This window comes from Exiguobacterium sp. PvP048 (assembly GCF_040549175.1).
Lineage (GTDB): Bacteria > Bacillota > Bacilli > Exiguobacteriales > Exiguobacteriaceae > Exiguobacterium_A > Exiguobacterium_A artemiae.
Map to the genome: position 1 here is coordinate 1 of NZ_JBEPSU010000002.1, position 23,859 is coordinate 23,859.

The 23,859-nt window shown below is 46.6% G+C and carries 21 protein-coding genes; 15 read left to right on the forward strand and 6 right to left on the reverse strand.

Annotation, left to right across the window (positions count from 1 at the left end):
• A partial coding sequence (locus ABIC15_RS04575) for an IS3 family transposase (RefSeq protein WP_354019859.1) occupies positions 1 to 904 on the forward strand: 904 nt, incomplete at its 5' end.
• 66 nt (positions 905 to 970) lie between these two features.
• Here ABIC15_RS04575 and ABIC15_RS04580 read toward each other — a convergent pair.
• On the reverse strand, positions 971 to 2,266 hold the full coding sequence (locus tag ABIC15_RS04580) for an ammonium transporter (RefSeq protein ID WP_354019860.1): 1,296 nt from the start codon (positions 2,264 to 2,266) through the stop codon (positions 971 to 973).
• A gap of 117 nt (positions 2,267 to 2,383) precedes the next feature.
• On the opposite strand from ABIC15_RS04580, the gene ABIC15_RS04585 reads away from it, so the two are divergent.
• From ABIC15_RS04585 to mscL, 7 genes are all read left to right on the forward strand, one after another.
• Positions 2,384 to 2,686: a MerR family transcriptional regulator gene (locus ABIC15_RS04585; RefSeq protein ID WP_012369603.1), complete on the forward strand. Its 303-nt coding sequence runs from the start codon at positions 2,384 to 2,386 to the stop codon at positions 2,684 to 2,686.
• 142 nt (positions 2,687 to 2,828) lie between these two features.
• Positions 2,829 to 3,875, forward strand: a complete 1,047-nt coding sequence (gene hemE / locus ABIC15_RS04590; protein WP_012369604.1) for a uroporphyrinogen decarboxylase — start codon at positions 2,829 to 2,831, stop codon at positions 3,873 to 3,875.
• Positions 3,872 to 4,804 carry a ferrochelatase gene (hemH, locus tag ABIC15_RS04595; RefSeq protein ID WP_214765673.1) on the forward strand — a complete coding sequence of 311 codons (933 nt, stop codon included), beginning with the start codon at positions 3,872 to 3,874 and terminating at the stop codon, positions 4,802 to 4,804. The genes hemE and hemH overlap by 4 nt, the downstream gene beginning before the upstream one ends.
• Positions 4,794 to 6,218, forward strand: coding sequence for a protoporphyrinogen oxidase (hemG, locus tag ABIC15_RS04600; RefSeq protein ID WP_318929214.1), 1,425 nt, complete (start codon positions 4,794 to 4,796; stop codon positions 6,216 to 6,218). The genes hemH and hemG overlap by 11 nt, the downstream gene beginning before the upstream one ends.
• Positions 6,219 to 6,412: 194 nt before the next feature.
• Positions 6,413 to 7,816 carry a cardiolipin synthase gene (gene cls, locus ABIC15_RS04605; RefSeq protein ID WP_354019861.1) on the forward strand — a complete coding sequence of 468 codons (1,404 nt, stop codon included), beginning with the start codon at positions 6,413 to 6,415 and terminating at the stop codon, positions 7,814 to 7,816.
• A 73-nt stretch (positions 7,817 to 7,889) separates the two neighbouring features.
• Positions 7,890 to 8,783 carry a Cof-type HAD-IIB family hydrolase gene (locus tag ABIC15_RS04610; RefSeq protein ID WP_234944569.1) on the forward strand — a complete coding sequence of 298 codons (894 nt, stop codon included), beginning with the start codon at positions 7,890 to 7,892 and terminating at the stop codon, positions 8,781 to 8,783.
• 20 nt (positions 8,784 to 8,803) lie between these two features.
• Positions 8,804 to 9,193 carry a large-conductance mechanosensitive channel protein MscL gene (gene mscL, locus ABIC15_RS04615; protein ID WP_012369609.1) on the forward strand — a complete coding sequence of 130 codons (390 nt, stop codon included), beginning with the start codon at positions 8,804 to 8,806 and terminating at the stop codon, positions 9,191 to 9,193.
• Between the two features lie 57 nt (positions 9,194 to 9,250).
• Here the strand turns inward: mscL and ABIC15_RS04620 are convergent, their stop codons facing one another.
• The gene (locus ABIC15_RS04620; RefSeq protein WP_354019862.1) at positions 9,251 to 11,425 is read right to left on the reverse strand and encodes an ATP-dependent helicase; all 2,175 of its coding nucleotides are present in this window, start codon (positions 11,423 to 11,425) and stop codon (positions 9,251 to 9,253) included.
• Between the two features lie 225 nt (positions 11,426 to 11,650).
• Between ABIC15_RS04620 and ABIC15_RS04625 the strand changes: the two genes are divergently transcribed.
• Positions 11,651 to 12,145 carry a GNAT family N-acetyltransferase gene (locus ABIC15_RS04625; RefSeq protein WP_318929221.1) on the forward strand — a complete coding sequence of 165 codons (495 nt, stop codon included), beginning with the start codon at positions 11,651 to 11,653 and terminating at the stop codon, positions 12,143 to 12,145.
• A gap of 58 nt (positions 12,146 to 12,203) precedes the next feature.
• Here the strand turns inward: ABIC15_RS04625 and ABIC15_RS04630 are convergent, their stop codons facing one another.
• From ABIC15_RS04630 to ABIC15_RS04640, 3 genes are all read right to left on the reverse strand, one after another.
• Positions 12,204 to 13,664: a sucrose-6-phosphate hydrolase gene (locus ABIC15_RS04630; protein ID WP_318929223.1), complete on the reverse strand. Its 1,461-nt coding sequence runs from the start codon at positions 13,662 to 13,664 to the stop codon at positions 12,204 to 12,206.
• 89 nt (positions 13,665 to 13,753) lie between these two features.
• Positions 13,754 to 15,352, reverse strand: coding sequence for a sensor domain-containing diguanylate cyclase (locus tag ABIC15_RS04635; protein ID WP_214765659.1), 1,599 nt, complete (start codon positions 15,350 to 15,352; stop codon positions 13,754 to 13,756).
• A gap of 46 nt (positions 15,353 to 15,398) precedes the next feature.
• A complete protein-coding gene (locus ABIC15_RS04640) occupies positions 15,399 to 15,884 on the reverse strand; it encodes a GNAT family N-acetyltransferase (protein WP_354019863.1) in 486 nt (161 codons plus the stop codon).
• Between the two features lie 148 nt (positions 15,885 to 16,032).
• On the opposite strand from ABIC15_RS04640, the gene ABIC15_RS04645 reads away from it, so the two are divergent.
• Together ABIC15_RS04645 and ABIC15_RS04650 are read left to right on the forward strand one after the other, a co-directional pair.
• On the forward strand, positions 16,033 to 16,950 hold the full coding sequence (locus tag ABIC15_RS04645) for an ABC transporter ATP-binding protein (protein WP_318929227.1): 918 nt from the start codon (positions 16,033 to 16,035) through the stop codon (positions 16,948 to 16,950).
• Entirely contained in the window at positions 16,928 to 17,671 is a 744-nt protein-coding gene (locus tag ABIC15_RS04650) for an ABC transporter permease (RefSeq protein ID WP_354019864.1), read from the forward strand. Before ABIC15_RS04645 ends, ABIC15_RS04650 begins: the two co-directional genes overlap by 23 nt.
• A gap of 260 nt (positions 17,672 to 17,931) precedes the next feature.
• On the opposite strand, the gene ABIC15_RS04655 is transcribed toward ABIC15_RS04650, so the two are convergent.
• Positions 17,932 to 18,558: a YczE/YyaS/YitT family protein gene (locus ABIC15_RS04655; protein ID WP_354020326.1), complete on the reverse strand. Its 627-nt coding sequence runs from the start codon at positions 18,556 to 18,558 to the stop codon at positions 17,932 to 17,934.
• Between the two features lie 174 nt (positions 18,559 to 18,732).
• Between ABIC15_RS04655 and ABIC15_RS04660 the strand changes: the two genes are divergently transcribed.
• From ABIC15_RS04660 to ABIC15_RS04675, 4 genes are all read left to right on the forward strand, one after another.
• The gene (locus ABIC15_RS04660; RefSeq protein WP_214765647.1) at positions 18,733 to 19,296 is read left to right on the forward strand and encodes a glycerol-3-phosphate responsive antiterminator; all 564 of its coding nucleotides are present in this window, start codon (positions 18,733 to 18,735) and stop codon (positions 19,294 to 19,296) included.
• Between the two features lie 190 nt (positions 19,297 to 19,486).
• Positions 19,487 to 20,311, forward strand: a complete 825-nt coding sequence (locus ABIC15_RS04665; RefSeq protein WP_354019865.1) for an MIP/aquaporin family protein — start codon at positions 19,487 to 19,489, stop codon at positions 20,309 to 20,311.
• Between the two features lie 34 nt (positions 20,312 to 20,345).
• Positions 20,346 to 21,836, forward strand: coding sequence for a glycerol kinase GlpK (gene glpK, locus ABIC15_RS04670; protein WP_354019866.1), 1,491 nt, complete (start codon positions 20,346 to 20,348; stop codon positions 21,834 to 21,836).
• Positions 21,837 to 21,969: 133 nt separating this feature from the next.
• Positions 21,970 to 23,625, forward strand: coding sequence for a glycerol-3-phosphate dehydrogenase/oxidase (locus ABIC15_RS04675; RefSeq protein ID WP_354019867.1), 1,656 nt, complete (start codon positions 21,970 to 21,972; stop codon positions 23,623 to 23,625).
• Positions 23,626 to 23,859: the final 234 nt, after the last annotated feature.

Here is a 23,859-nt window from a genome sequence, read left to right on the forward strand (position 1 = left end):
TAAAAAAATTGAAAGCCTTGGTTCAAGAAGAGAATGCGCGACGAACCGGATCAAGGCACAAGTAATCGACGAATTGCGATCAATCTATCCCGTTCTGGGACTCCTCCGCGTGCTCGGTATGGCGCGGAGCGTCTATTACTATTGGCGGACCCGTCTGACGGGCGAAGACAAGTATGCGGAGGTGAAGGCAGCCATCCATACCTTGTTCCACGAACACGAGGGACGATGTGGCTATCGTCGCATCCACGCACTTCTCGAACGCCAGGGCTTCCGGCACGATCCGAAGACTGTGCGCCGTCTCATGAACGAGCTCGGTCTCAAATGTCTCGTCCGCATGAAGCGATACCGCTCCTATAAAGGACGGGTCGGAGAGGTCGCACCGAATCTTCTCCAACGGGACTTCAAGGCCACCGGTCTGAACCAGAAATGGGTGACTGACGTCACTGAATTTCACCTGTTCGGGGAGAAGCTCTATCTCTCGCCGATGATGGACTTGGGAAACCGTGAGATCATTGCCTATACCATATCGGACCGCCCTACATATCGATTCGTTGGCGACATGTTGGATCAGGCAATCGGGAAGCTCGACGGAGAGGCACGCCCAATCCTTCATTCCGATCAGGGGTGGCATTATCAATACAAAGCGTTCACTGGTACGCTCCACGAGCATGGCATCACGCAAAGTATGTCCCGTAAGGGCAACTGCCTCGACAACGCAGCCATCGAAAGCTTCTTCGCCGTGCTCAAGTCAGAGCTCCTGTATCTCAAGGAGTTCGATGATATGGACCACTTCAAATGTGAGCTCGAGCGTTACATCGAGTACTATAACCATCGTCGTATCAAGAGACGACTAAAAAACCTGAGCCCGGTGGAATACCGGACTCAGGTCCTAAAGGTCGCCTGACAAATTATTTATTGTCTAACTTTTTTGGTTCAGTTCACACGGCGAAGGGGTGTTTGACGGTGAAATTCAGTTGACCTTTTCAGTCGATTCTTCTTCATGCGCAGGATGCAACTCTTTGCTGACCGGTGCAGGGAGGTCGTAAGAAGCTTGTCCATGCTCGGCAACGTCCAGTCCACGGAGTTCATCTTCACGTGTAATCCGGAGACCGATTGTTACATCGAGTAACTTGAGGAAGACATAACTTAGGACACTGACGACGACGACGGCAAAGACGACGCCGAGTGCTTGCACCCCAAGTTGTGTAAAACCGCCGCCGTAAAATAATCCGGCTTGTCCGATGCCTGTAATTTCAACGAGTCTCGGTGAAGCGAAGAATCCGGTAGCAAGTGTGCCCCAAATCCCGGCAACACCATGAACCGAGAACGCACACAACGGATCATCGACGCGACGGGCGAGCAGGATACTTGTTCCGTACGTGATGACTCCGGCCAGGAAACCGATTACGACGGCTCCCCACGGTTCGACGAAAGCACAAGCGGCTGTGATGGCGACGAGAGCAGCCAGGACGCCGTTGATGATCGACGGGATATCTGCGACCCGACGGTGCCAGAAGGAAATGGCGAGTGCACCAAGCGCACCGGCAGCGGTCGCAAGTAAAGTCGTCAAGGCGACATAACTGAAGAATCCGTCAGCAATCGTTAACGTCGAGCCGGCATTGAATCCAAACCAACATAACCAAAGGATAAACGCACCGACGACGGAATAGATGACGTTATGACCAAGTAACGGTGTTTTTTCTGCTCCAATCCGTTTTTTCAAGATTAAAGCAGCGACGAGAGCAGCGATTCCACCTTGTAAGTGGACGACTTTCGATCCGGCAAAATCCTGCATCCCGAGGGAACCGAGGAAACCGCCTGCCCAAACGGAACGGGCGATAATCGGATAGATGACAGCGACGAAGAATGTTCCGAACAATAGGTAAACGGACAATTTTGCCCGTTCCGCAAAACCGCCCCAGGCGATCGCAAGGGATACTGCGACAAAGGATAACTGGAAGAGGAATTTGACATCGATGGTTACATTTGACCAGTCAAGGCTTGAAAATCCGCCATGAAGGAAAAATCCTTCTGTTCCAATCAAACCGGGTCCGTCTCCGAACGTCAGTCCAAAGCCGATTGCCCAAAAGGCAAGAGCGGCAACGGAAAAACTGATTAATTGTTTAACCGCAACGTGTCCGGCATTCTTCGCCCGTAACATGCCTGTTTCGAGTAATAAAAATCCAATCTGCATCGTAAAGACTAATAAAGTAGCGAATAAGACATAAAACGTATCGACCGAAACTAACATTTCTTCTAATTTCATCGTCGTTCCTCCTTTATCAATTTAAAGTATGTGTTTACTTTAGACGGAAATCCTTTCCAAGAAACGTCTTGTGTCAGAAAATCTGACATGGTATTTTGAAGGAAAGGAGTGACGAAGATGAACTACCGGGAGAAGAAGGTGATGACGATTGGGATTGTCTGCGAATTGACCGGTTTATCGGAACGGCAAATTCGTTACTACGAAGAACGGAAATTGATTTTTCCGGAGCGGACGAACGGAAAAACCCGAAAGTATTCCTTTACAGATATCGAGCGACTGGTAGAAGTCGCAGAAAAGATTGAAGACGGGTGGCGGACACACGAAATCCGTGAAAAGGAACGAAAAGTAACAGAACAGCAACGTTCGGATTTAATTCGTGGACAGTTGAATGCTGCCTTCGGACTTTACAAGAAACGGTGAACATTTGATGAACGGGTAACAGAACTGTAATTTTGTAAACGATTTATTGGCACACCGTTCTGAATTTCAGATATAATGTTTCTGTGTTCACAAACTTATCGTGCGTTATTTTGGGGCGTTAGAACGAGTAAAAGGGGTAGTTATGATGAAAAACTTTAATGATACATTTTTGCGGGCCATTCGTGGCGAAGAAGTAAGCCATGTACCGGTCTGGTATATGCGGCAAGCAGGTCGGTATCAAGCCGAGTATCGTGAAATCAAGAAGACACGGACACTTTTTGAGATTACACATGATCCTGAGTTGTGCGCCTATGTGACAGAACTGCCGGTCAAACAGTTGGGAGTCGACGCAGCAATCCTTTATAAAGATATTATGACGCCCTTGCCTTCAATGGGTGTCGACGTCGAAATCAAAAGCGGCATCGGTCCTGTCATTGCTAATCCAATCCGGACAATGGATGATGTTCAAGCGCTCCAAACCTTTAAAAAAGAAGATATTCCCTACATTTTCGAGACGATTAAATTATTGCGCGAACGTCTTGAAGTACCGTTGATCGGTTTTTCGGGAGCACCGTTTACATTAGCAAGCTATATGATCGAAGGCGGACCGTCAAAAGGTTATCATAAGACGAAAGCATTGATGTATGGTCACCCTGATGTCTGGCATGCTTTAATGGAGAAACTCGGAGATATGGTCATCGATTATATCAAAGCACAAGTTGATGCCGGTATCCAGGCGTTTCAAATCTTCGATTCGTGGGTCGGTACAACGAGTCGTAACGATTATGTCCTTTACATCAAACCGACGATGGAACGTATTTTCACGGAACTAAAAGAAACAGGCGTTCCGATGATCATGTTTGGTGTTGGAGCAAGTCACTTGGCAGAAGAATGGCATGATCTTCCGCTTGATGTCGTCGGACTCGACTGGCGTTTGTCGGTAGACGCGGCACGTGAACGCGGACTGACAAAAACCTTGCAGGGAAATCTTGATCCATCTTATCTGCTCGCTCCATGGGAGATTCTTGAAGCCAAAACAAAAGAAATCCTTGATATGGGCATGAAACGCCCTGGTTTTATCTTTAACTTAGGGCACGGTATCTTCCCGGAAGTGGATCCGGAAGTCTTAAAACGTCTCACTGCATATATCCATGATTACTCGAAAGAAAAAATGGAGGTAGCGAAATGAAAACACTAGGATTACTCGTCATGGCGTACGGTACGCCGTACAAACCGGAAGACATTGAACGGTATTACACACATATCCGCCGTGGGCGGAAACCGTCTCCAGAAGCATTGGCTGAACTGACAGAGCGGTATGAAGCAATCGGTGGTGTTTCACCACTGGCACAAGTCACGATTGATCAAGCGGAAGAACTGCACCGCCAACTGACTGAAAAATATGCAGGCGAAATCGAATTCAAACTGTATCTCGGTCTGAAGCATATCGAACCATTCGTCGAAGACGCCGTGGAACAAATGGCGAAAGACGGTATCACGGAAGCGGTCACGGTTGTACTGGCACCACACTACTCGACGTTCAGCATCCGTTCATACAACGGTCGTGCAAAAGAAGTAGCAGACAAACACGGTATCCATTTAGCTTCTGTTGAGTCATGGTACAAAGAAGAAGCTTTCATCGACTGGTGGGGCACGGAAATCCGGAAAACATTTGATGCGTTACCGGTACCGGAAGATAAAGCAGTCCTTGTCGTCTCAGCCCACAGTTTACCGGAAAAAATCATTGCGAACGGTGACCCATACCCGGAACAATTAAAAGAGACAGCAGATTTGATTGCGGCCCGCGCCGGTGTCAAGCATATGATCACAGGCTGGCAGTCAGCCGGACAAACGCCAGAACCTTGGCTCGGACCAGATGTACAAGACTTGACGCGTGACGTCTATGAAGCAGAAGGATACGAAGCATTCGTCTACGTTCCGGTCGGATTCGTCGCCGATCACTTGGAAGTCCTGTTCGACAATGATTATGAGTGTAAAGTCGTCTGTGACGAACTGGGCATCCATTACGCACGTCCGATCATGCCGAACGCAGATCCTGCCTTCATGAAAGCGGTCACTGAGGCTGTTTCAAAACAGGTCGGCAGTTATGTCAAGTAAACGTCTCGTCATCGTCGGCGGTGGTATTACTGGTCTTGCCGCTGCCTATTACGCAGAACGTGCCTTTCCCGATTTGAACATTACATTGCTTGAAGCCGGAGAACGTCTTGGCGGGAAGGTCGCGACGTACCGGGAAGACGGTTTTACGATTGAGCGTGGACCGGATTCTTACGTCGCCCGCAAACACATTTTGACGGATTTGATTGAAGCAATCGGACTTGGTGAAAAACTGGTCCGAAACAATACATCCCAAGCGTTCATTTTGGATACGGGTGGCCTTCATCCGATTCCTAAGGGTGCGGTCATGGGAATTCCGACGGATCTTGACTTGTTTCGGCAAACGACGTTACTGACAGAAGAGGAGAAACAGGAAGTCGCAGACTTGCTGTTGCATCCGTCTGACAGTCTGAGGATTCCGGAACAGGACATTCCGCTCGGGGAATATTTGCGTCCGCGGCTCGGTGATGCATTAGTTGAAAAACTGATTGAACCGTTGCTGTCCGGAATTTATGCCGGCAATATCGATCAGATGAGTACGTTTGCGACCTATCCGCAGTTCGTCGCAAATGAACAAAAAGCCGGCTCATTGTTTGAAGGAATGCGTTTGATGCGTCCGCTCGATCAATTGCCGCAAACTCCCCAGACAACAATTAAGGCAACGGGACAGTTCTTATCGCTTGAAACAGGACTCGAATCGTTGATTGAACGGTTGGAAGAGGTGCTCGAACGCTCGGAAATTCGTCTCGAAACTCCATTACTGGCGATCTCACGTGAAGATGGACGATACCGGCTGAAAACGGACCACGGTCCAGAGTACGCCGATTATGTCCTCTTGACGATTCCGCATCCGCAAGTCGTTCAACTGTTACCGGATGCTCATTTACCGGAACTTGAGCAGTTAACGACCCACTCGACGGCAACGGTAACGATGATTTTTGATCAACAGCAGTCGCTGCCAATTGAAGGAACAGGTTTTGTCGTCAATCGACGGGCACCGTACTCGATTACGGCCTGTACGGCGATTGATCAAAAATGGAATCATTCGGCTCCCGATCACACGGTCCTTCGGGCATTTGTCGGACGACCGGGTAATGACCATCTGGTTCATGAATCAGATGAGGTATTGCAACAGGCCGTGCTGCAGGACTTGGAAAAGATCTGTGGTCGGACGTTAGAGCCGAAGCAGGTCATCATCAGCCGTTTGATGGATGGTCTTCCTGCTTACACCGTCGGTCATGCCGACCGGATTCAGCGTGTCCGGGAAGAAGTATTGGCACAATATCCGGGCATTTATCTCGCCGGTCTTGCCTATGACGGGGTCGGATTGCCGGATTGTGTAGCCAGTGCAAAAACAATGGTTGAATCAATTGAATTGGAACAATCCCACGCGGATGAATCCGTCAATGAAACATAAAATCTTATCCAGTGCAGGAAACTCCATCTTTTTTAGGAGTTTCCTGCACTTTTTTGTTTTATTTACTTTGAAAATGAGGAATACCTTATACATTGCAGTGGGAAAAGGTGACAGGTAAAACAAAGGAGGAGATCCAGTGCTTGACGTGTTGAGTACGATGCTCGTCATATTGGCTTACGGCTTGATTATCGTTAATGTATTGGCGGTCATCACTGTCATTTTTTTTAGAGCGGCGGGATGTCGGCGCAACGTGGGCGTGGGTCTTGATTTTATATTTTGTTCCGTTGATCGGGTTTCTGATTTATTTATTTTTTGGACGTCTCTTGAAAAAAACAAATTTTTATCACGTCGAACAAACGGAACAACAAGAGCAGTCACGCCGTGTTGCTTTGCAACTGACCGAGCTCGACAAGCATGAGACACAACAGCGTCATCCAGCAATTATCCGGTACGATCAATTGATCCGGATGAATTTGACATCAAATGATGCGTTGCTCAGCTTTAAAAATGATGTCGTGATTTTATCGGACGGCGAGCAAAAGTTCAATCGGATGATGACCGATATTTTAAACGCGGAACACGAAATTAACATTCAGTACTACATCATTCAAAAGGATTCACTGGGACAGGCCTTGATTGCCGCTTTGACGAACAAAGCGAAACAGGGAATCAAAGTCCGGTTGCTCTATGATGCGGTCGGATCCCGCGATTTAAAACGGTCCGACTTTAAGGAATTAATGAAACATGACGGAGAAGTGTACGCCTTTTTCCCGCCGACAATCGGTCTGATTAATTTCCGTCTCAACAACCGGAATCACCGGAAGTCCTGTATCGTCGATGGGAAGATTGGTTATATCGGCGGCTTTAACGTCGGAACGGAGTATTTAGGGATCGACGAAAAATTCGGCTACTGGCGCGACACGCATTTCCGGTTGGAAGGAGAGGTTGTTCACGATCAACTGGACCGATTCATCTTGGATTGGAACCAGGCCAGCGACAGCTATACGCCTAAAAATACTTTTTATTATGGCGCCCACTCGATTGAACAGGAATTGCCGATGCAGATTGTGACGTCGGGTCCGGATTCAAAAACGGAACATCTCAAAAATCTGCTGATTAAAATGATTTCATCCGCCAAACAATCGATTTATATTCAGTCGCCTTACTTCATTCCGGATACGAGTTATATGGACGCCTGCAAAATGGCGTTACTGGCAGGTGTCGAAATCCGGATCATGATTCCGAACAAACCGGATCATCCGTTTGTTTACTGGGCGACGACAGCGGCAGCCGGAGAACTGATTGATTATGGAGCGAAAATCTATACGTATGAACCCGGATTTCTTCATGCCAAAACGATTGTCGTCGATCGGGAAATCGCCTCCGTCGGAACGACGAATATCGATGCCCGGAGCTTCCGATTGAATTTTGAGATGAACTCGATCGTCTACGACCGGCATGTTGCTGAAGAATTAGCCCGTTTGTTCGAAGCGGATTGTCTTGTCTGTGAGCAACTGACCGCTGAAAAATATGCGGAACGATCCCGGTTCGTTAAGTTTAAAGAAAGTATTTCCCGCTTGTTGTCTCCGATCCTTTGAGCGGCATCAAAAGGGTCGGAACAGGAATATCGTCTTGAAAATGGTATAGTAAAATGGAAAAAGATAAAGGAGAGTGAACGTTTTGGCAAAAGCAATCAAATTATTGATCTCAGACATGGATGGTACGGTGTTATCCAGCAAACAGAAAATAGAACCGGAAACGATTGCGGCAATTGAAGCTGCAAAAGAACAAGGCATTGATTTTGCGATTGCGACAGGACGAAATTACTTAAATGCAAAAGAACTGACGGACGAGGCGGGCATTACGTGTCCGATCATCGCTTCTAACGGAGCACGTGTGTTGACTGCTGACGGCGAAGAGCTGAGTGCAACGACACTGACGACGGAACAGGCGCAACAAATTTACGGTATCATCAGTCAGTATGAAGTTTTCTTCGAGATGTTTTGTGATAAAGGACTGGTCACAGCGCAAGGAGCGACGATTGACGCCGCTTATGATTCGCTGAAAGAAATGAGTCAGGAAAGCGACCGGGCCAAAAATGTCCTGGAATTTTTCCATGACCGGTATTATGTCAACGAAGATGTCAAAATGATTGACGGTTTCCGTTCGTTCATCCGCAACCAGACCAAACAAGTCTTTAAATTCATTTCTTTCTCATTTGATCAAGAGTTGATGAAGAAAATTTGGGAAGAAATCGAACAAAAAGTGGAGGGTGTATACGTGACATCATCCGGGCATGACAATATCGAAGTCATGGCACTTGGTGCCGATAAAGGAACAGCGGTCAAAACACTGGCAAAGCACCTTGGAGTGTCGATCGAAGAAGTCGCCGTCATCGGGGACAACTTGAATGATGTTCCGATGTTCAAAGTGGCCGGTATGGCGATTGCGATGGGGAATGGTCATGACGATGCAAAAGCGATTGCCCATCAAGTGACGAAAACAAATAATGAAAATGGGGTTGGCTATGCGATTCGTCAGTTGGCTGATCGGGCATGGACGTAAAATGAGAGGGGCAACCGGCAGTGTTCAAAGCGTTTAAAGAGTTTGCATTTCGCGGAAATGTCATCGACCTGGCAGTAGGGGTCATCTTGGGGGCGGCTTTCAGCGGTATCATCAAGTCGCTGGTCGACAGCATCTTCATGCCATTGATCGGTATCATCATTGGTGGAATTGATGTCAAAGGATTGTCGGTCGAGGTCGGAAATGCTAATTTGTTATACGGTCAATTCCTGCAAGCAAGCATCGAGTTTATCTTGATTGCGTTTGCGTTATTTTTATTCGTCAAAGGCATCAATGCTTTTCGCCGGAAAGAGGAGACGACAGAAGAAGTCGCAGCTCCGACGACGGAAGAAAAACTGCTCACGGAAATCCGTGATGCATTGGTCCGTCAACAGAATGAACGAATGAAATGAGTAATCAAAAGACGCACTTACTCCGGAACATGATCCGGATGGTAAGTGCGCCTTTTTTTATAAAATCGTTAGCAGATGATTTTCAGAACAGACTTGAAGGGACAATTGCTTATCGATGCCTTTATCGAATTGAATCTCAAGAACGTCGTCCATTACATGAACAATCGTTCCCTCACCGAAGGATGTATGCCGGATCCGCATATTTTTCTCGACTTGAAGAAGTGGCCCGGCAGGTTTTTCATTCAAACGTGAAGCGTAGCGGGCTTCTTTTTGTGCTTTTTGATCCGGGTTGAGAATCTGCCGGATATTTACGATGAATAAGGATTCTTCGACCGGTTTTGATTTATAGCGGTAAGACAACAGATGAAGCTCATGACGTGCCCGTGTCATCCCGACATAAAACAGACGGACGGCTTCTTCCATTTCTTCGAGTTGCCCGTCTTTATACGATTTAATGTTTTCAGACGACGGAAGAACACCGTTGATCAGATCAATCATGAAGACACGATCGAACTCGAGTCCCTTAGCACTGTGGAAAGTAGACAGCGTGACGGCATTTTGCTGTTTGTTCGATTTTGCTTGACGCATGAGTTGTTCGAGGTGAACAATCCGTTCCTTAAAGGCAAGGGAGGTCGGAAGATCACTTGCGACATTTTCAATCGTGTTGAGCATTTCAAGTAAAAAATCAATGCTGAATCCAAGACTGTCACTCATTTTTTTAAGATTTTTTTCATAACCGAGTTCATTGCGAATCATTGCCAAAGCGGCAGCCGGACGGGCGGTTTGTATGGCAGCGAAGACAGATTTAATGGTTTTCAACTGTTTTTTTTGATAAAACTTCATCTCGACATGTTGAAGCAGCAGATCAAAGACGTTTTCACCGTTCTGCAGTTCATAAAGACGCTGTAATTGAACTTTTGAGATATACCCTGCAAATTTCGTATGAATTTGCGCTAAAATCTCAACATCAGAAGGATCGTTTGCCAGTTCGATAAAATGTAAGACATCCTTTAAAACCCAATGGCTAAAGAATTTGTGATCGACGTCCTTGATATAAAAAGGGATACCGGCTAGATCAAGGGCATTCATGATATTAATCGAGGACGAGTTGTTGCGGTATAAAATCGCTACTTCTTTAAAATTCGTTTCCTCGCGTAATTGACGAATGACATACCGCGTTTGGTCTTCGTACGCCGGTAACGTTTCAACGGTGATGGCACGGGAAGACGGATTTTCTGTATACATCTTCTTCGGGTAACGGACCTTATTCCGCTGAATGAACCGATTGGCGGTTTCGACGATCTCTTTAGAGGAACGATAGTTTTGTTCCATGTACAATACAGTCGCATCGGGATACGTATCCTTAAAATGGATGATTTTTGATACATCTGCACCGCGCCAGCTGTACAGCGTTTGATCATCGTCGGCGACGACACAAAGGTTATTGTGAGGCAATGCCAGTTTTTCGACAAGTTGATGCTGCACCAAAGAAGTATCCTGACTTTCGTCCGTTAAAATATATTCAAAGCGGCGTTGATACGAGGCAAGTAGTGCCGCATCCTGCGAAAGAATCGTATTGGCATATGTCAGCATATCATCGAAGTCCATCAGTGGATGGAGCGGATCCCGCAACTTAAATTGCTCATAGGCGGAGTAAATCTCCGGAAAATGTTTAATGGTCGTCTTTAATGTTTCAATGTCCTTCGTAACCAGTAAGCGGTTTTTCACGAAGGAAATCATACGCAGCAATTCATCCATCTGATCTTCCGTAATGACACTCCGGTTGATTTCCTGGAAAATCCGGCGAAGAATCATCCGTTTATGCAACGGCTGCTCCGGACGGTGTGTTGCCGTTTTTTCAATGGCGCCTTCGATGATCGTATACTGAAGGCGGTGTGTTGACGCATAGTCACGGACGACTTGGAAAGCAAAACTGTGGATGGTCGAGAAAGAAGCCGTTGTTCCGATTAAATGATGAAACCAGTCATAAAAACGTTCTGCCATCTCATGAGCAGCGGCTTTACTGAAAGTTAATCCCAAGATGGACCGGGGATTCACCTTTTTCTCAAGGATCAAATAGGCAATTTTAAAATTTAATGTTGTCGTTTTTCCTGAACCCGGGGAAGCGAGTAATAAGAGCGGACCTTGATCGTGCTCAATCGCTTGGCGCTGGACCGCATTTAATTTGGTTCCGGTTTCGATCTCCATCCGCTCGAAAAAGTCTGGGGACATCGGTTTATTCACCTCTTACCTTTATAAACTCAATTTTCTTTTCTTAGTTTAGCATTTTCAGTCGGACAATTGATTAAGTCTACACAAGAAGTGGAATATAAGTAAAGATAAAATCTTTTACACGAACGTTCCTGAAGCATTGGCTAAAACATCTAGAACATGTAAAATGGAAATAGATGTAAGGGGAGTGTTGTGTCTCCTTGACTAATGGAAGGCGGAAAAAGTATGTCTCAAGTAAAGCTGTTTATGTATACCAACGAACACTATGAACAATGTGATGCGTTTATTCTTCCGGAGGAACAAATCCAATTTACGACATTTCCGACCGAGGTCGTGTCGGAAGCATTAAGTAATCCAGACAAGTTTCCGGTCGTCATTAAAAAAGAAACGGAAGTCGTCGGATTTTTCATCCTGCATTTAAATCCTCCGAAAACCCACCGGACGGATGAACGCAGTGTCCTGTTGCGGGCTTTTTCGATTGATGCCAGACACCAACAGCAAGGATATGCCAAAGAAGCGATGATGCAACTTCCTGCCTTCGTAAACGAATATTTTCCGGAAGTGACGGCGATTACGTTAGCGGTCAATAAAAAGAATATCGCAGCAAAATCCTTGTACTTCAAAACAGGTTACGTGGATACCTTACAATCTGTCATGGGGCCGATCGGCGAACAACACATATTAGCCTTTGATCTTCAAAAAGAGACGGCACCGCAATAAAAAACACATTCCTCAGTTGATTGTCTGTGAGGAATGTGTTTTTCTGTCTTGAGCTAAATTAGAGGCTGTAAATCGCCAAATGCGCCGTCGCGTCACCGGTCAGAACGATGCCTTGGCTCGTCGTCTTCGGGAAAATCCGGGCGGAAGCCACGGCTTCTCCGTCATTGAGAAAGACTTCGACGGACGAACGATCGACGAACACACGTAACGTATGCAATGGTTCAGTCAACGTGACCGAACGAGTAGTTCCGTAGTCGAGTGCCGGTACTTCTGCACCTGATGACGCGCGGTCCATTGTAAACCGTCTCGTTTGTTGATCGTACCGCAGAACCGTCTGTTCCTGGTCACTGACGCGGAGCTTCACTTCCAATTGATCAGAAGAAAGTTGCAACTGGGACAACTCGAGCTCGAAAATTTCTGCTTGTGCAGGCAGGAGTTGATCGACCAATTCCAGTTCCTGTTCGTACAACGTTTCTTTACGGAGTGATATCAGTTCCCGGACCGGTTTTTGGCGCAATTGCTGATTTTCGAGTGTCAGTTCTCGGGGCAATGTCAAACCGTGTGCCCAGTTAAACCGGTCACTTGGATACGAGATGTCCGGTAATCCCATCCAGCCGACAAGAATCCGGCGTCCGTCTGCTGCCAGTGTTGTTTGCGGCGCATAAAAATCAAATCCGAAATCCAGTTCAACAAAATCTTCATGTTGGAAAGTGAGTTCCGGCAGGGCGAGCGGCTGTCCCATCAAGTATCCGGATTGGAAGATGTTTTGATATCGGTCGTTCTCGGGAGAAATCCCTTGCGGACTGAATAATAAGAATCCTTTTCCGTCGAGTTCAAAATAATCGGGGCACTCCCACATATAACCGAATTGATCATATCCGGTGTTGAGTTCACCCATGAATGTCCAGTTTTCCGCATCCAGCGATTGGTACATGACCGTACATCCGCTTAAATCATCGCGTTGAGCTCCGATGATGCAATACCATGTATCGTGATGCTGAAATACTTTAGGATCTCGGAAATGCTCGGTATAACCGGTCGGAACCTCTGGAATGGCAGGAGGCAGATGTTTTTCAATCCGACCGTCCGAACGAAGGTGACCGACGATTTGACTCGTATGGCGATTCCATTCGGCGTCCCGCTTGTTTCCTGTATACATAACATGAACCTGATCGTTTTTGACGAAACCACTTCCGGAGTAAGCACCATGTGAATCAGGATCATCGTTTGGAATAAGAGCTGCCCCCTCATCGAACCAATGCACTAAATCCTTTGAAGTCATATGGTACCAATACTTCAATCCGTGGACGGGTCCGAGCGGGAACCATTGATAAAAGAGGTGGTACGTCCCGTTGTGATAGACAAATCCGTTCGGATCATTCAATAAACCGGTCGGAGGTTGGATGTGGAAAGAAAACCGCCAAGGTGAGTTCCGTACTTCTTCTTTCATGAGTTGATACACTTCCGGTGCAAGATCGGAAAGCGGGCGATAACGTGCTTCGCGTGTCCACTGATTCATGTTGTCAGCTCCTTGTTGTAAGTAGTTGGGGATTGCTTCTTCTATGCGTTCACATTACGGAGTAGCGGTGATCTTGTCAATAACGTCTCTTAGTAATGGAAGGTCAAGCATCCTTTGCCCTGGTGTTTTGAATCGTACAAAGCAATATCTGCCCGGTGAATCACCTGTTCGATCGATTCTTCCGCCGAACGGATGGCGACGCCGATACTGGCTCCAATCAATATAGTTTGTTGATTCAAAAGATAAGGATAAGAAAGTGTATGAATGATGTCTCTTCCGTATCGGTCGATTTCTTCTGTCGTAATCGGCTCGTTCAAGATAATTAAAAACTCATCGCCACCGAGCCGTGCCACAAGACCTTCGTAACGTAAGGATTTTTGAAGACGATCGGCGACTTCGATTAACAATAAATCACCCATGGCATGACCATACTGGTCATTGACAGCTTTGAAGCCGTCTAAATCAAGATACAGATAAATCTGGTCGTGCGTTTTACGCGACAGCCCATCCAAATAATCTGATAGACCATTCCGGTTCGGCAGACCGGTCAAAGCATCGTGAAGGGCGAGTGACTCGTACGTTGTCCGTTCTTGCTCGGTATGGGTTAATTTTGTCGTCAGTTCACGCAAGGCGACGGAAAGGACTTCGATCTCCCGAATCCCGGTATGTGCCGGAATCGACTTGGACCGATCATGTTGCATAGCTTCTGCTGCCAGTGTGATTTTCTTTAAGGGGCGGGTCAACAGTCTGGCTACGAACCAACCGATGATGGCCGTCAACAAAGAAGCAATTAATCCGGCAATCAGGATGTAGTTTCTCAAAGTGCTTGCGTCCGAAAAGGCGATTTGGCTCGGTTGGCGGACGAGAACCGTCCAGCCGAGTCCGTTGTAATTTTTGTAGCCCTTACTTTCGGCGACGCCGATTAAGTATTCTTGATCATTTTCCCAGTTGGAGATCCGGTATCCTTTTTGATTTCCGGCTAGCCAATCAGACGGCAAATTTTTTCCGCGCCACTGCTTCGGACCGAGTAGGACGGTCCGGTTTTGTTTGCTGACGATGAGGAATTCGACATCTTTAATCTGCGCCGTAGAGCTTTGGAAACTTTGTTCGATTTCCTTGGCCCACTCAAAGCTGAGGTGAGTGGCGAGAACACCAGTCATTTTTCCGTTCGTGAACAACGGTGTGCTGATGTCGACGAATTGCAACGGTTCGCCGCTCGGGTTAGGAAGCAGTTTGGCCAGTAGAACAGCGTCATGTACATCGCCGATGAATGGCTTTTTTTGAGCTTCCTGAAAGACGGGACGTGCTTTGATCGATTGGCCCTCTAATATTTTCCCTGTTGAAGCAATGACTTGGCCATCGGGATTCATTACACCAATCCAGGAAAAGTCAGGGATTTGTTGTTGCAACTGCTCCAGCGTATTCCGTGTTTCAGCCGGATTTTTCCCGTCCCGAATCGTTGGCAAAGTCCGTAAGACATTGACTTCGGCAGTACGGGACCACATGTAGTGATCGAGTTTATCGGATAATTGATAAGCTGTGGCGGACAAGGTTGTTCCTACCTCATCCTTTAGACGGTCTGTTGCACGATTACTGATTAAAAACGTCAGAGAAAGTGTCATGACGAAAAAAAGACCGGCAATCAATAAAGCAAGTAAGGCATCAAAACGGATAGAAAATTTCTTCATGTAATAAACTCCAATTCAATTAGTGCAATAAGTAGAATGCTTCTAATTATTTTAACATACGATCATCTGATGAATTTATTTTGAGAAAAACTTCGACGGGTTGATGGCGGTCGGAGACACCCTGTCGTTCGAAGCGGAAATCAAGATGTTCCCAATAGCGACGTCCTGATACATTTTCAGGCAGGACAGCCAGCCGGATTACAGGACAATCCTGTAGATACTGTTCGTGAAACATACGATAGATCATCGAACCGATACCCTGTCGATGAAGTCGTTCGGGCATGATGAATAAACCGATCCAGGTGGAGTGGTCGGTTGGATGTTCCGGTAAATAATCAATGAGGGCAAGCACATCGTCACCGTCAATACAGAGCAGACTAATCGTATCAGCATTTAAAAATTCTTCTTCTAATTCGTCATCCGATAAAGGATAGATTCGGTCTTCGAGTTGCACATAATGCGGATTTTCAGCAAAAATCGATTGAATGATCGGAAAATCTTTTTTTGTCACCGGAACAAACTGCAATGGCATCGGGTTTCCTCCTGTCAGTTAGAGTCCTGCACCTCTTTTAGTATACAAGTTTAAACTGGAAACGGATTACATAATTGTAAGGATAGGAACTTTTTTAATTGATATCGCGTACACTGAAGTAAGAAGAACAGCAAGAGGAGGAAAAAAGATGCTGAAAATCGAACACGTATCAAAACGTCTAGGCAAAGAGCAGATTTTAAAGGATGTCAGCTTTGAAGTGGCGCCGGGAGAAGTGTTTGGATTTCTTGGACCAAACGGGGCCGGGAAGACGACGACCATCCGAATCATAACGGGATTACTTGAGCAAGATGAGGGAACGGTCACCGTCAATGGCTTCGACGTCGTCCATGAACGCTCAAAAGCTTTGACACAAATCGGAGCAATCGTTGAGAATCCGGCTTTCTACACATACATGACAGGCAAACAAAATCTGGTTCATGCAAAGAATCTGATTCCGGGTTTGACTCAGGTCGATTATGAGGCACTGGCGAAACTCGTTGGACTTGAAGGAAAACTGTCTAAAAAAGTCGGAGAATATTCACTAGGAATGAAACAGCGTCTCGGAATTGCCCGCGCCTTGTTACATAATCCACGGGTGCTGATTTTAGATGAGCCGACGAACGGACTTGATCCGGCAGGAATTGCGGAACTGCGTGAATATCTTCGGACGATGGCTCGCGAGCAGAATATTGCGATTCTGATTTCCAGTCATATGTTAGGGGAAATGGAACAGATCAGTGACCGCTATGCCATCATCGATCAAGGTGTCATTAAATCGGTCGAGTCTGTCCGGAATGAAACCGGAGCAAAAATCATGATTCGTGTTCCTGAAATTAATATACTTGATGTCATTGAAGCATTACGGATCGCTAACTATCCGGCCGAACGCTTGAACGATAAAATCGTCATCACAGCACCTGAAACCGAGACACCAGCCATCGCCCGATTAATCGTCCCGATTGCTGATTTACACGAACTGACTGTCAAACGGATGACACTGGAAGAACAATTCTTGCAAGTGACGAAAAAAGAGGGGGATTCACATGCTTTCGCTCATACAAAATGAATGGATGAAATGGTGGACGATGAAAAAATCAAAAATCGTCCTGGCGCTATACGTTCTGATCGCCGTCGGAGTCGTCGTTGTTGCGAAAATGAATGATGCTGACTTTACACGCAGTGACTACTATATGCTCATGACGATTATTCTGTTCAATCTGCTTGGTATCATCACAATTGTTTTCACGGCAGAGACCGTCGGAAATGAAGTCCGTTATGATACGATGAAACATTTGCTGATGAGTCCGTATTCGCGGATGACGATTTATTTCTCCAAACTGTTGTTTTCGATTTTAATCATGCTCGGTCAATTCATTTTCATCGTTATCATTACGTACGCCGCATCGTTTGCATTTTCTGAAGCCGGTGATGGTATCCAGTGGCGCGATACCGTCTTCTCACTCGTCACCCCGGTCTTTACGATTTTCATGACGTTATTCTTCTCGCTGGTCTTCCGCTCTGTCGGTATGATCATCGGTTTTACCGTGCTGGCTCAGTTCTTTACGTCGATTGCCGGAACAGTGTTACTTGCCTTTAAACCGGAAATCGCAAAATGGATTGTGTTGATGCATTTGGACTGGTCCATGTATTTCAAAGGTGCGTTGACGTACGGAACAGCAGAACCGATGGGAACGACGCTGACGTTTTCCGTCCTCTTCGTTCTTGCACACATCTTGGTGTTATTCGGCGGATCGATCCTGATTTTCCAAAAAAAATCATATCTTTAAATTAAAATCTGAAAGAGGCTGACTCAAAAAAGAATCACTCGTTCTTTCACGCCCTTTCCTCAGGCGAGACACAAGCCAGTTACCCTGCCTCATTTAGGCGGGGAAACGGGTCTTGTTTGTCTCTGACAGCGCAAAATGCGCTTTTTCCTGTAGGAGTGGCATGAAGCGAGTGATTCTTTTTTTACGAAATCAGGGTGGCAGATGATTATTCTGCCACCTTGATTTTTGTAGAGAGTGACTATTGAGTCAGCCCCTTTTCGTCAAGTATCACGACGGGTGATTGGAAATGTTTTTTGGAAAAATTCAATCAGGGGACCGTTTAAGAGGAGGAAGACAAACGTTCCGACGCCAATCCCGATCAATTCGTGTTCGACAAGCGATAAGATGCTGGCAATAAAAAAAGGAATCGCCAGGCTGACCGTTGCACCAATGGATGTACTTTTGAACCGGCTGATCAATGATTTCATCAAATAGTCGGGCGGCATCAGAACAAAGCCGATTTGCAAGTAAAGCGCCAGTCCAAGCGAAATCAACGGCATCCCGATAACCATATACAAAATACGCGCCCACAAGGCGACTGGTGTATAAAGGAGCTGGTGAATCGACAAAAAGAAATCAATCGCCGTTCCGAACAGAACGACGAGGGAAAAGCTAAGTAAGATCGTCCACCAACTGAACCGGCTCCCAAGCAGCAGAGCACTGGCGAGCGCAAAAACATGCAGGACGACGATGGCGAGTCCGACGGTCAACGGCGAAATACGGGCCAACGCTTCACTGGCAGATGTCCAAGGGGCACTCCCGATGGCGGCGGTGACCATGAAGCTGTTGCCGAGGGCATTGATGAGGATGGAAAATAAATAAATGATGATTCTTTTTTGTTGACTCATGCGAGGCACAGGGGAAAAGCTTCTCCCTATGCTTCTCACCTCCATTTCAAATCAGTATCGTTAAGCTATACCCTAATTTAATCGTTCTTTTCATTTGTTTTCATAAAAAGAGGATTGCGAAAAACATTGCCGAGACGACATACTAAGGACAAATCAAAGAAATGGGGACGCGATATGACATACTTTGGTCAAAAAATTCTGCCGTCTGTCAGAAAGTTAGAAGACTTTGAAAAAATGTTAAAAAGTCCTTATGAATACGGTGTACTGCTTGAGATGCATGTTTCGCGTTTAAAGGCCGTCTATGAATTGGCACACCGGTATGACAAAAAAATGTTTTTGCACATGGATTTGGTCCAAGGGTTAAAAAATGATGAATATGCGACCGAATACGTCTGCCAGGAATTAAAGCCCTATGGTGTTATTTCGACGAAAGCCAGTGTCATCGTAAAAGCCCGTCAAAAAAAGGTAAAAACGATGCAACGGATGTTCTTGCTGGACTCAAGCTCTCTCGAAAAAAGTTATCAGCTGATGGAGCGGACGCAGCCTGATTATATCGAAGTATTACCGGGATTGATGCCGAAATACATCGAAGAGGTGAAACGGAAAACCGGCAAACTCGTATTCGCCGGTGGATTGATTGATACTGTTGAGGAAGTGGAACAGGCGATTGCAGCGGGAGCCTCTAGTATTACGACCTCGAATAAAGAGTTGTGGAAATACTTTGAACCAAACAAATGAAAACGCTATGACAAAGATCACGTAAATCTTTTGACAGCGTTTTCATCGATTGTTATAGTGAAAACAAGTTGATACGAAGTGACGGAGAAACAGGAGATTCACGCTTTCACGCTTTTTGAGAACATACAAAAAGCCGAGGCGGGAATCTCTTTTTTTTGTTGCTTTTTTCACATACAAAGGGGGAAATCATATGTCACCGGTACTAGCAGAATTTTTAGGGACAGCGCTTCTCGTCGCATTCGGGAACGGTGTCGGAGCAGGTGTTACATTAACGAAATCCTACGCAAAAGATGCCGGCTGGATTGTCATTACGTTAGCCTGGGGATTTGCGGTAGCGCTCTCTGCCTATGCAGTCGGTCAATTCAGTGGCGCTCACTTGAATCCGGCTGTCACACTTGGTCTTGCTTTTGACGGATCATTTGCCTGGGCGGACGTTCCGGGATACATCGTGGCACAAATATTAGGAGGAATTGCCGGAGCAAGTATTGTCTTCGTTCATTACCTGCCACACTGGGCAGAAACAAAAGATCCGGCGGCAAAACTGGGTGTTTTCGCGACATCACCTGCAATTCCCCATACATTTGCCAATGTCATGAGTGAATTGATTGCGACATTTTTACTTGTCATCGGGATTTTATCAATCGGAGCCAATACGTTTTCAGACGGTCTGAATCCATTAGTCGTCGGTGTCTTGATTGTCGGTCTCGGAATGTCATTTGGGGGAACGACCGGCTACGCGATGAACCCGGCACGTGATTTAGGTCCGCGGATTGCACACTTTACCCTGCCGATTGCAGGAAAAGGTTCTTCCAACTGGGGTTATGCCTGGATTCCGGTGCTCGGTCCGGTTCTTGGCGGAAGTCTTGGTGGATTGTTTTACCGATCCGTCTTCTCCGGGAAAGATACACCGGCATTTGTGATTGTCGGACTTGTGACAATCGTCATATTAGGTTTATGCTATAAATTCGGTGTTCGTCCGAATAAATCAACGTCAGTGAAGTCGAAGTCAGCTTAAGCTTAACTTACTAGATACAAAGGATGGGGAAGAGATGGAGAACTACATTTTGTCATTAGATCAAGGAACAACGAGTACACGGGCGATTTTATTCAACCGTTCCGGAGAAATCGTTCATTCCGCACAACGTGAGTTTACGCAGTACTTTCCAAAACCAGGTTGGGTCGAACACAATGCCAATGAAATTTGGGGAAGTGTCCTTTCGGTCGTTGCAACCTGTTTAACGGAAGCCAACGTCAAAGCGACACAAATCGCTGGAATCGGCATTACGAACCAACGGGAAACAGCGGTCGTCTGGGAAAAAGAGACAGGAAAGCCGATTCATAATGCAGTTGTCTGGCAATCGAGACAAACAGCTGAGATTTGTGACGAGTTGCGGAGTGCCGGTCATGCCGAATTGTTCCGGGCAAAAACAGGTTTATTGATTGATGCCTATTTCTCCGGGACAAAGGTCAAATGGATTTTGGATCACGTTGAAGGTTCCCGGGAACGGGCAGAACGTGGTGAACTGTTGTTCGGAACAATTGACACATGGCTGATTTGGAAGTTGTCAGGCGGCAAAGCCCATGTCACGGATTATTCCAATGCCAGCCGGACGTTGATGTACAACATCCACGAGCTGAAATGGGATGACGAATTACTTCAGCTCCTCGATGTTCCGAAAGCGATGCTTCCTGAAGTCCGTCCGTCTTCTGAAGTTTATGCGCATACAGCTGGCTATCACTTCTTCGGTGAATCGGTTCCGATTGCCGGAGCTGCCGGAGATCAACAGGCCGCTTTATTCGGTCAAGCTTGTTTCGAAAAAGGAATGGCGAAAAACACATACGGAACGGGATGTTTCATGTTGCTGAACACAGGTGATAAAGCCGTGACATCGGAACACGGTCTTCTGACGACCATCGCATGGGGCATCGACGGGAAAGTCCAGTATGCGCTCGAAGGCAGTATTTTTGTCGCCGGTTCAGCGATTCAATGGTTACGCGACGGACTTCGTCTCATTAATGATGCGAAGGAAACAGAAGCTTATGCGACACGTGTGACATCTTCAGACGGCGTCTACGTCGTGCCTGCTTTCGTCGGTCTCGGGACACCGTACTGGGACAGTGATGTCCGTGGTGCAGTCTTCGGTCTGACGCGGGGAACGGAAAAAGAACACTTCATCCGGGCGACACTTGAATCGCTGGCATATCAGACGCGTGACGTCTTGACAGCGATGGAACAGGATTCCGGAATCGAAATGTCTGCCTTACGTGTCGATGGTGGTGCCGTTAAAAATGATTTCCTCATGCAATTCCAGAGTGATATCATCCAGGCACCGGTCGAGCGTCCGGAAATTAATGAAACGACGGCCCTCGGGGCAGCATATCTTGCAGGACTAGCTGTTGGATTCTTTGAGAATCAAAAACAGATTTCAGCCCACTGGAAGATGGATCGTCGCTTTGAGATGGATATGGCGGAAGCAGAGAGCGAAGATCTTTACGCTGGATGGAAAAAAGCTGTTCAAGCGGCGATGTTGTTTAAATGATGTGACATATGTTATATTAGGTACAAGTTAATAAACCGGTCGGAGAATATGGAGAGACCACAGCAACAGTTGACACCGTCAGTCTGTTTGTTGTGGTCTCTTTTTTTTCGAACCCATACAGGAGGAACTATTCATGGCAAACCAACAATTTTCAAGCAAAAACCGTGCAGAGGTCTACAATCGATTAACGCGTGAAGAACTTGATCTACTTGTCGTAGGTGGAGGAATCACGGGAGCTGGGATCGCACTTGATGCCGCGTCACGTGGCATGAAGATTGGACTCGTTGAGATGCAAGACTTTGCAGCGGGAACGTCAAGCCGTTCAACGAAATTGGTTCATGGTGGTTTACGTTATTTGAAACAATTCGAAATCCAAATGGTTGCCGAAGTCGGGAAAGAACGGGCCATCGTTTATGAAAACGGACCACACGTTACGACACCGGAATGGATGTTGTTACCGATGCATAAAGGCGGTACGTTCGGACCGTTCAGTACGTCAATCGGGTTACGTGTTTATGATTTCTTGGCAGGCGTTAAGCGTTCAGAGTGGCGTTCAATGTTGTCGGCAAAAGAAACATTGGCAAAAGAGCCGCTTGTGAAACAAGACGGTCTAAAAGGCGGCGGCTACTACGTTGAGTATCGGACAGATGACGCCCGTTTAACGATCGAAGTCATGAAAGAAGCGGTTGCTCACGGAGCACGTGTCGTCAACTACACGAAAGCGGAAGAAATTCTGTATGAAAACGGAAAAGTCGTCGGAATGCGTGTGACGGATCTCGCGACAGGAGACGTACATGAAATTCGTGCGAAGAAAGTCGTGAATGCAACCGGTCCTTGGGTCGATGAATTGCGTGAAAAAGACGGTTCGAAAGTCGGAAAACAACTGCGTTTGACAAAAGGGGTTCACGTCGTCATCGATCAGTCAAAATTCCCGTTAAAACAAGCTGTTTACTTTGATACACCGGACGGTCGGATGATCTTCGCAATTCCGCGTGACGGAAAAGCATACGTCGGAACAACGGATACGTTCTTCGACAAAGATACATCGCATCCGAAGTTTACAGTCGAAGACCAGAATTATGTCTTAGACGCGATTCATTATATGTTCCCTAATGTCAAAGTGACAGCAGAAGATGTGGAATCGAGCTGGGCCGGTGTTCGTCCGTTGATTTACGAACAAGGCAAAGATCCATCTGAAATTTCACGGAAAGACGAAGTTTGGCAGTCTGAATCCGGTTTAATTACAATCGCCGGCGGAAAACTGACCGGCTACCGTAAAATGGGCGAGCATGTCGTCGATCTCGTCGCAAAACTTCTCAAAAAAGAAGAAAATGTCGCGTATGCCCGTTGTGCAACAAAAAACATGCCGATTTCAGGCGGTCATGTCGGAGGAGCAGCCGGATATGCGAAGTTCTTGAAATCACAAGCACCGGCAAACGGATTAACGTCGGAAGAAGTCTTGTTCCTTGCGAAACGCTATGGTTCAAACGTACCGGTTGTTTTGGAATATGCGGCAGAGTATGATGCGGCGGAAACAGAATTACCGCGTGATGTTTACGCACAACTCCATTACGGTATCAATCATGAGATGGTAGCCCGTCCAATCGACTTCTTCATCCGTCGGACCGGCGCAGTCTTCTTTGATATTGCATGGGCACGTCAGCACAAAGAAGCCGTCATCAAAGAGATGGCTCGTCACTTGAACTGGACAGCTGCACAAACAGCAGAGTATGCAAAAGAACTCGAGATTGAAATCGAAGATGCGGCGCACGCACTCGTCACAGAATAAATCTTGGTTCGACAAAAGGGGCTAACTCAAAAGTCAGATTCTACAAAGAAAAGGGTGGCAGAATTGGAATCTGCCACCCTTTTTGCGTTAAAAAAGAAACACTCTTTTCACGCCACTCCTACAGGGAAAAGCGCAATTTTGCGCTGTCAGAGACAAACAAGACCCGGGTTTTTGCCTGAACGAGGCAGAAATACTGGCTTGCGTCTCGCCTGAGGAAAGGGCGTAAAAGAATGA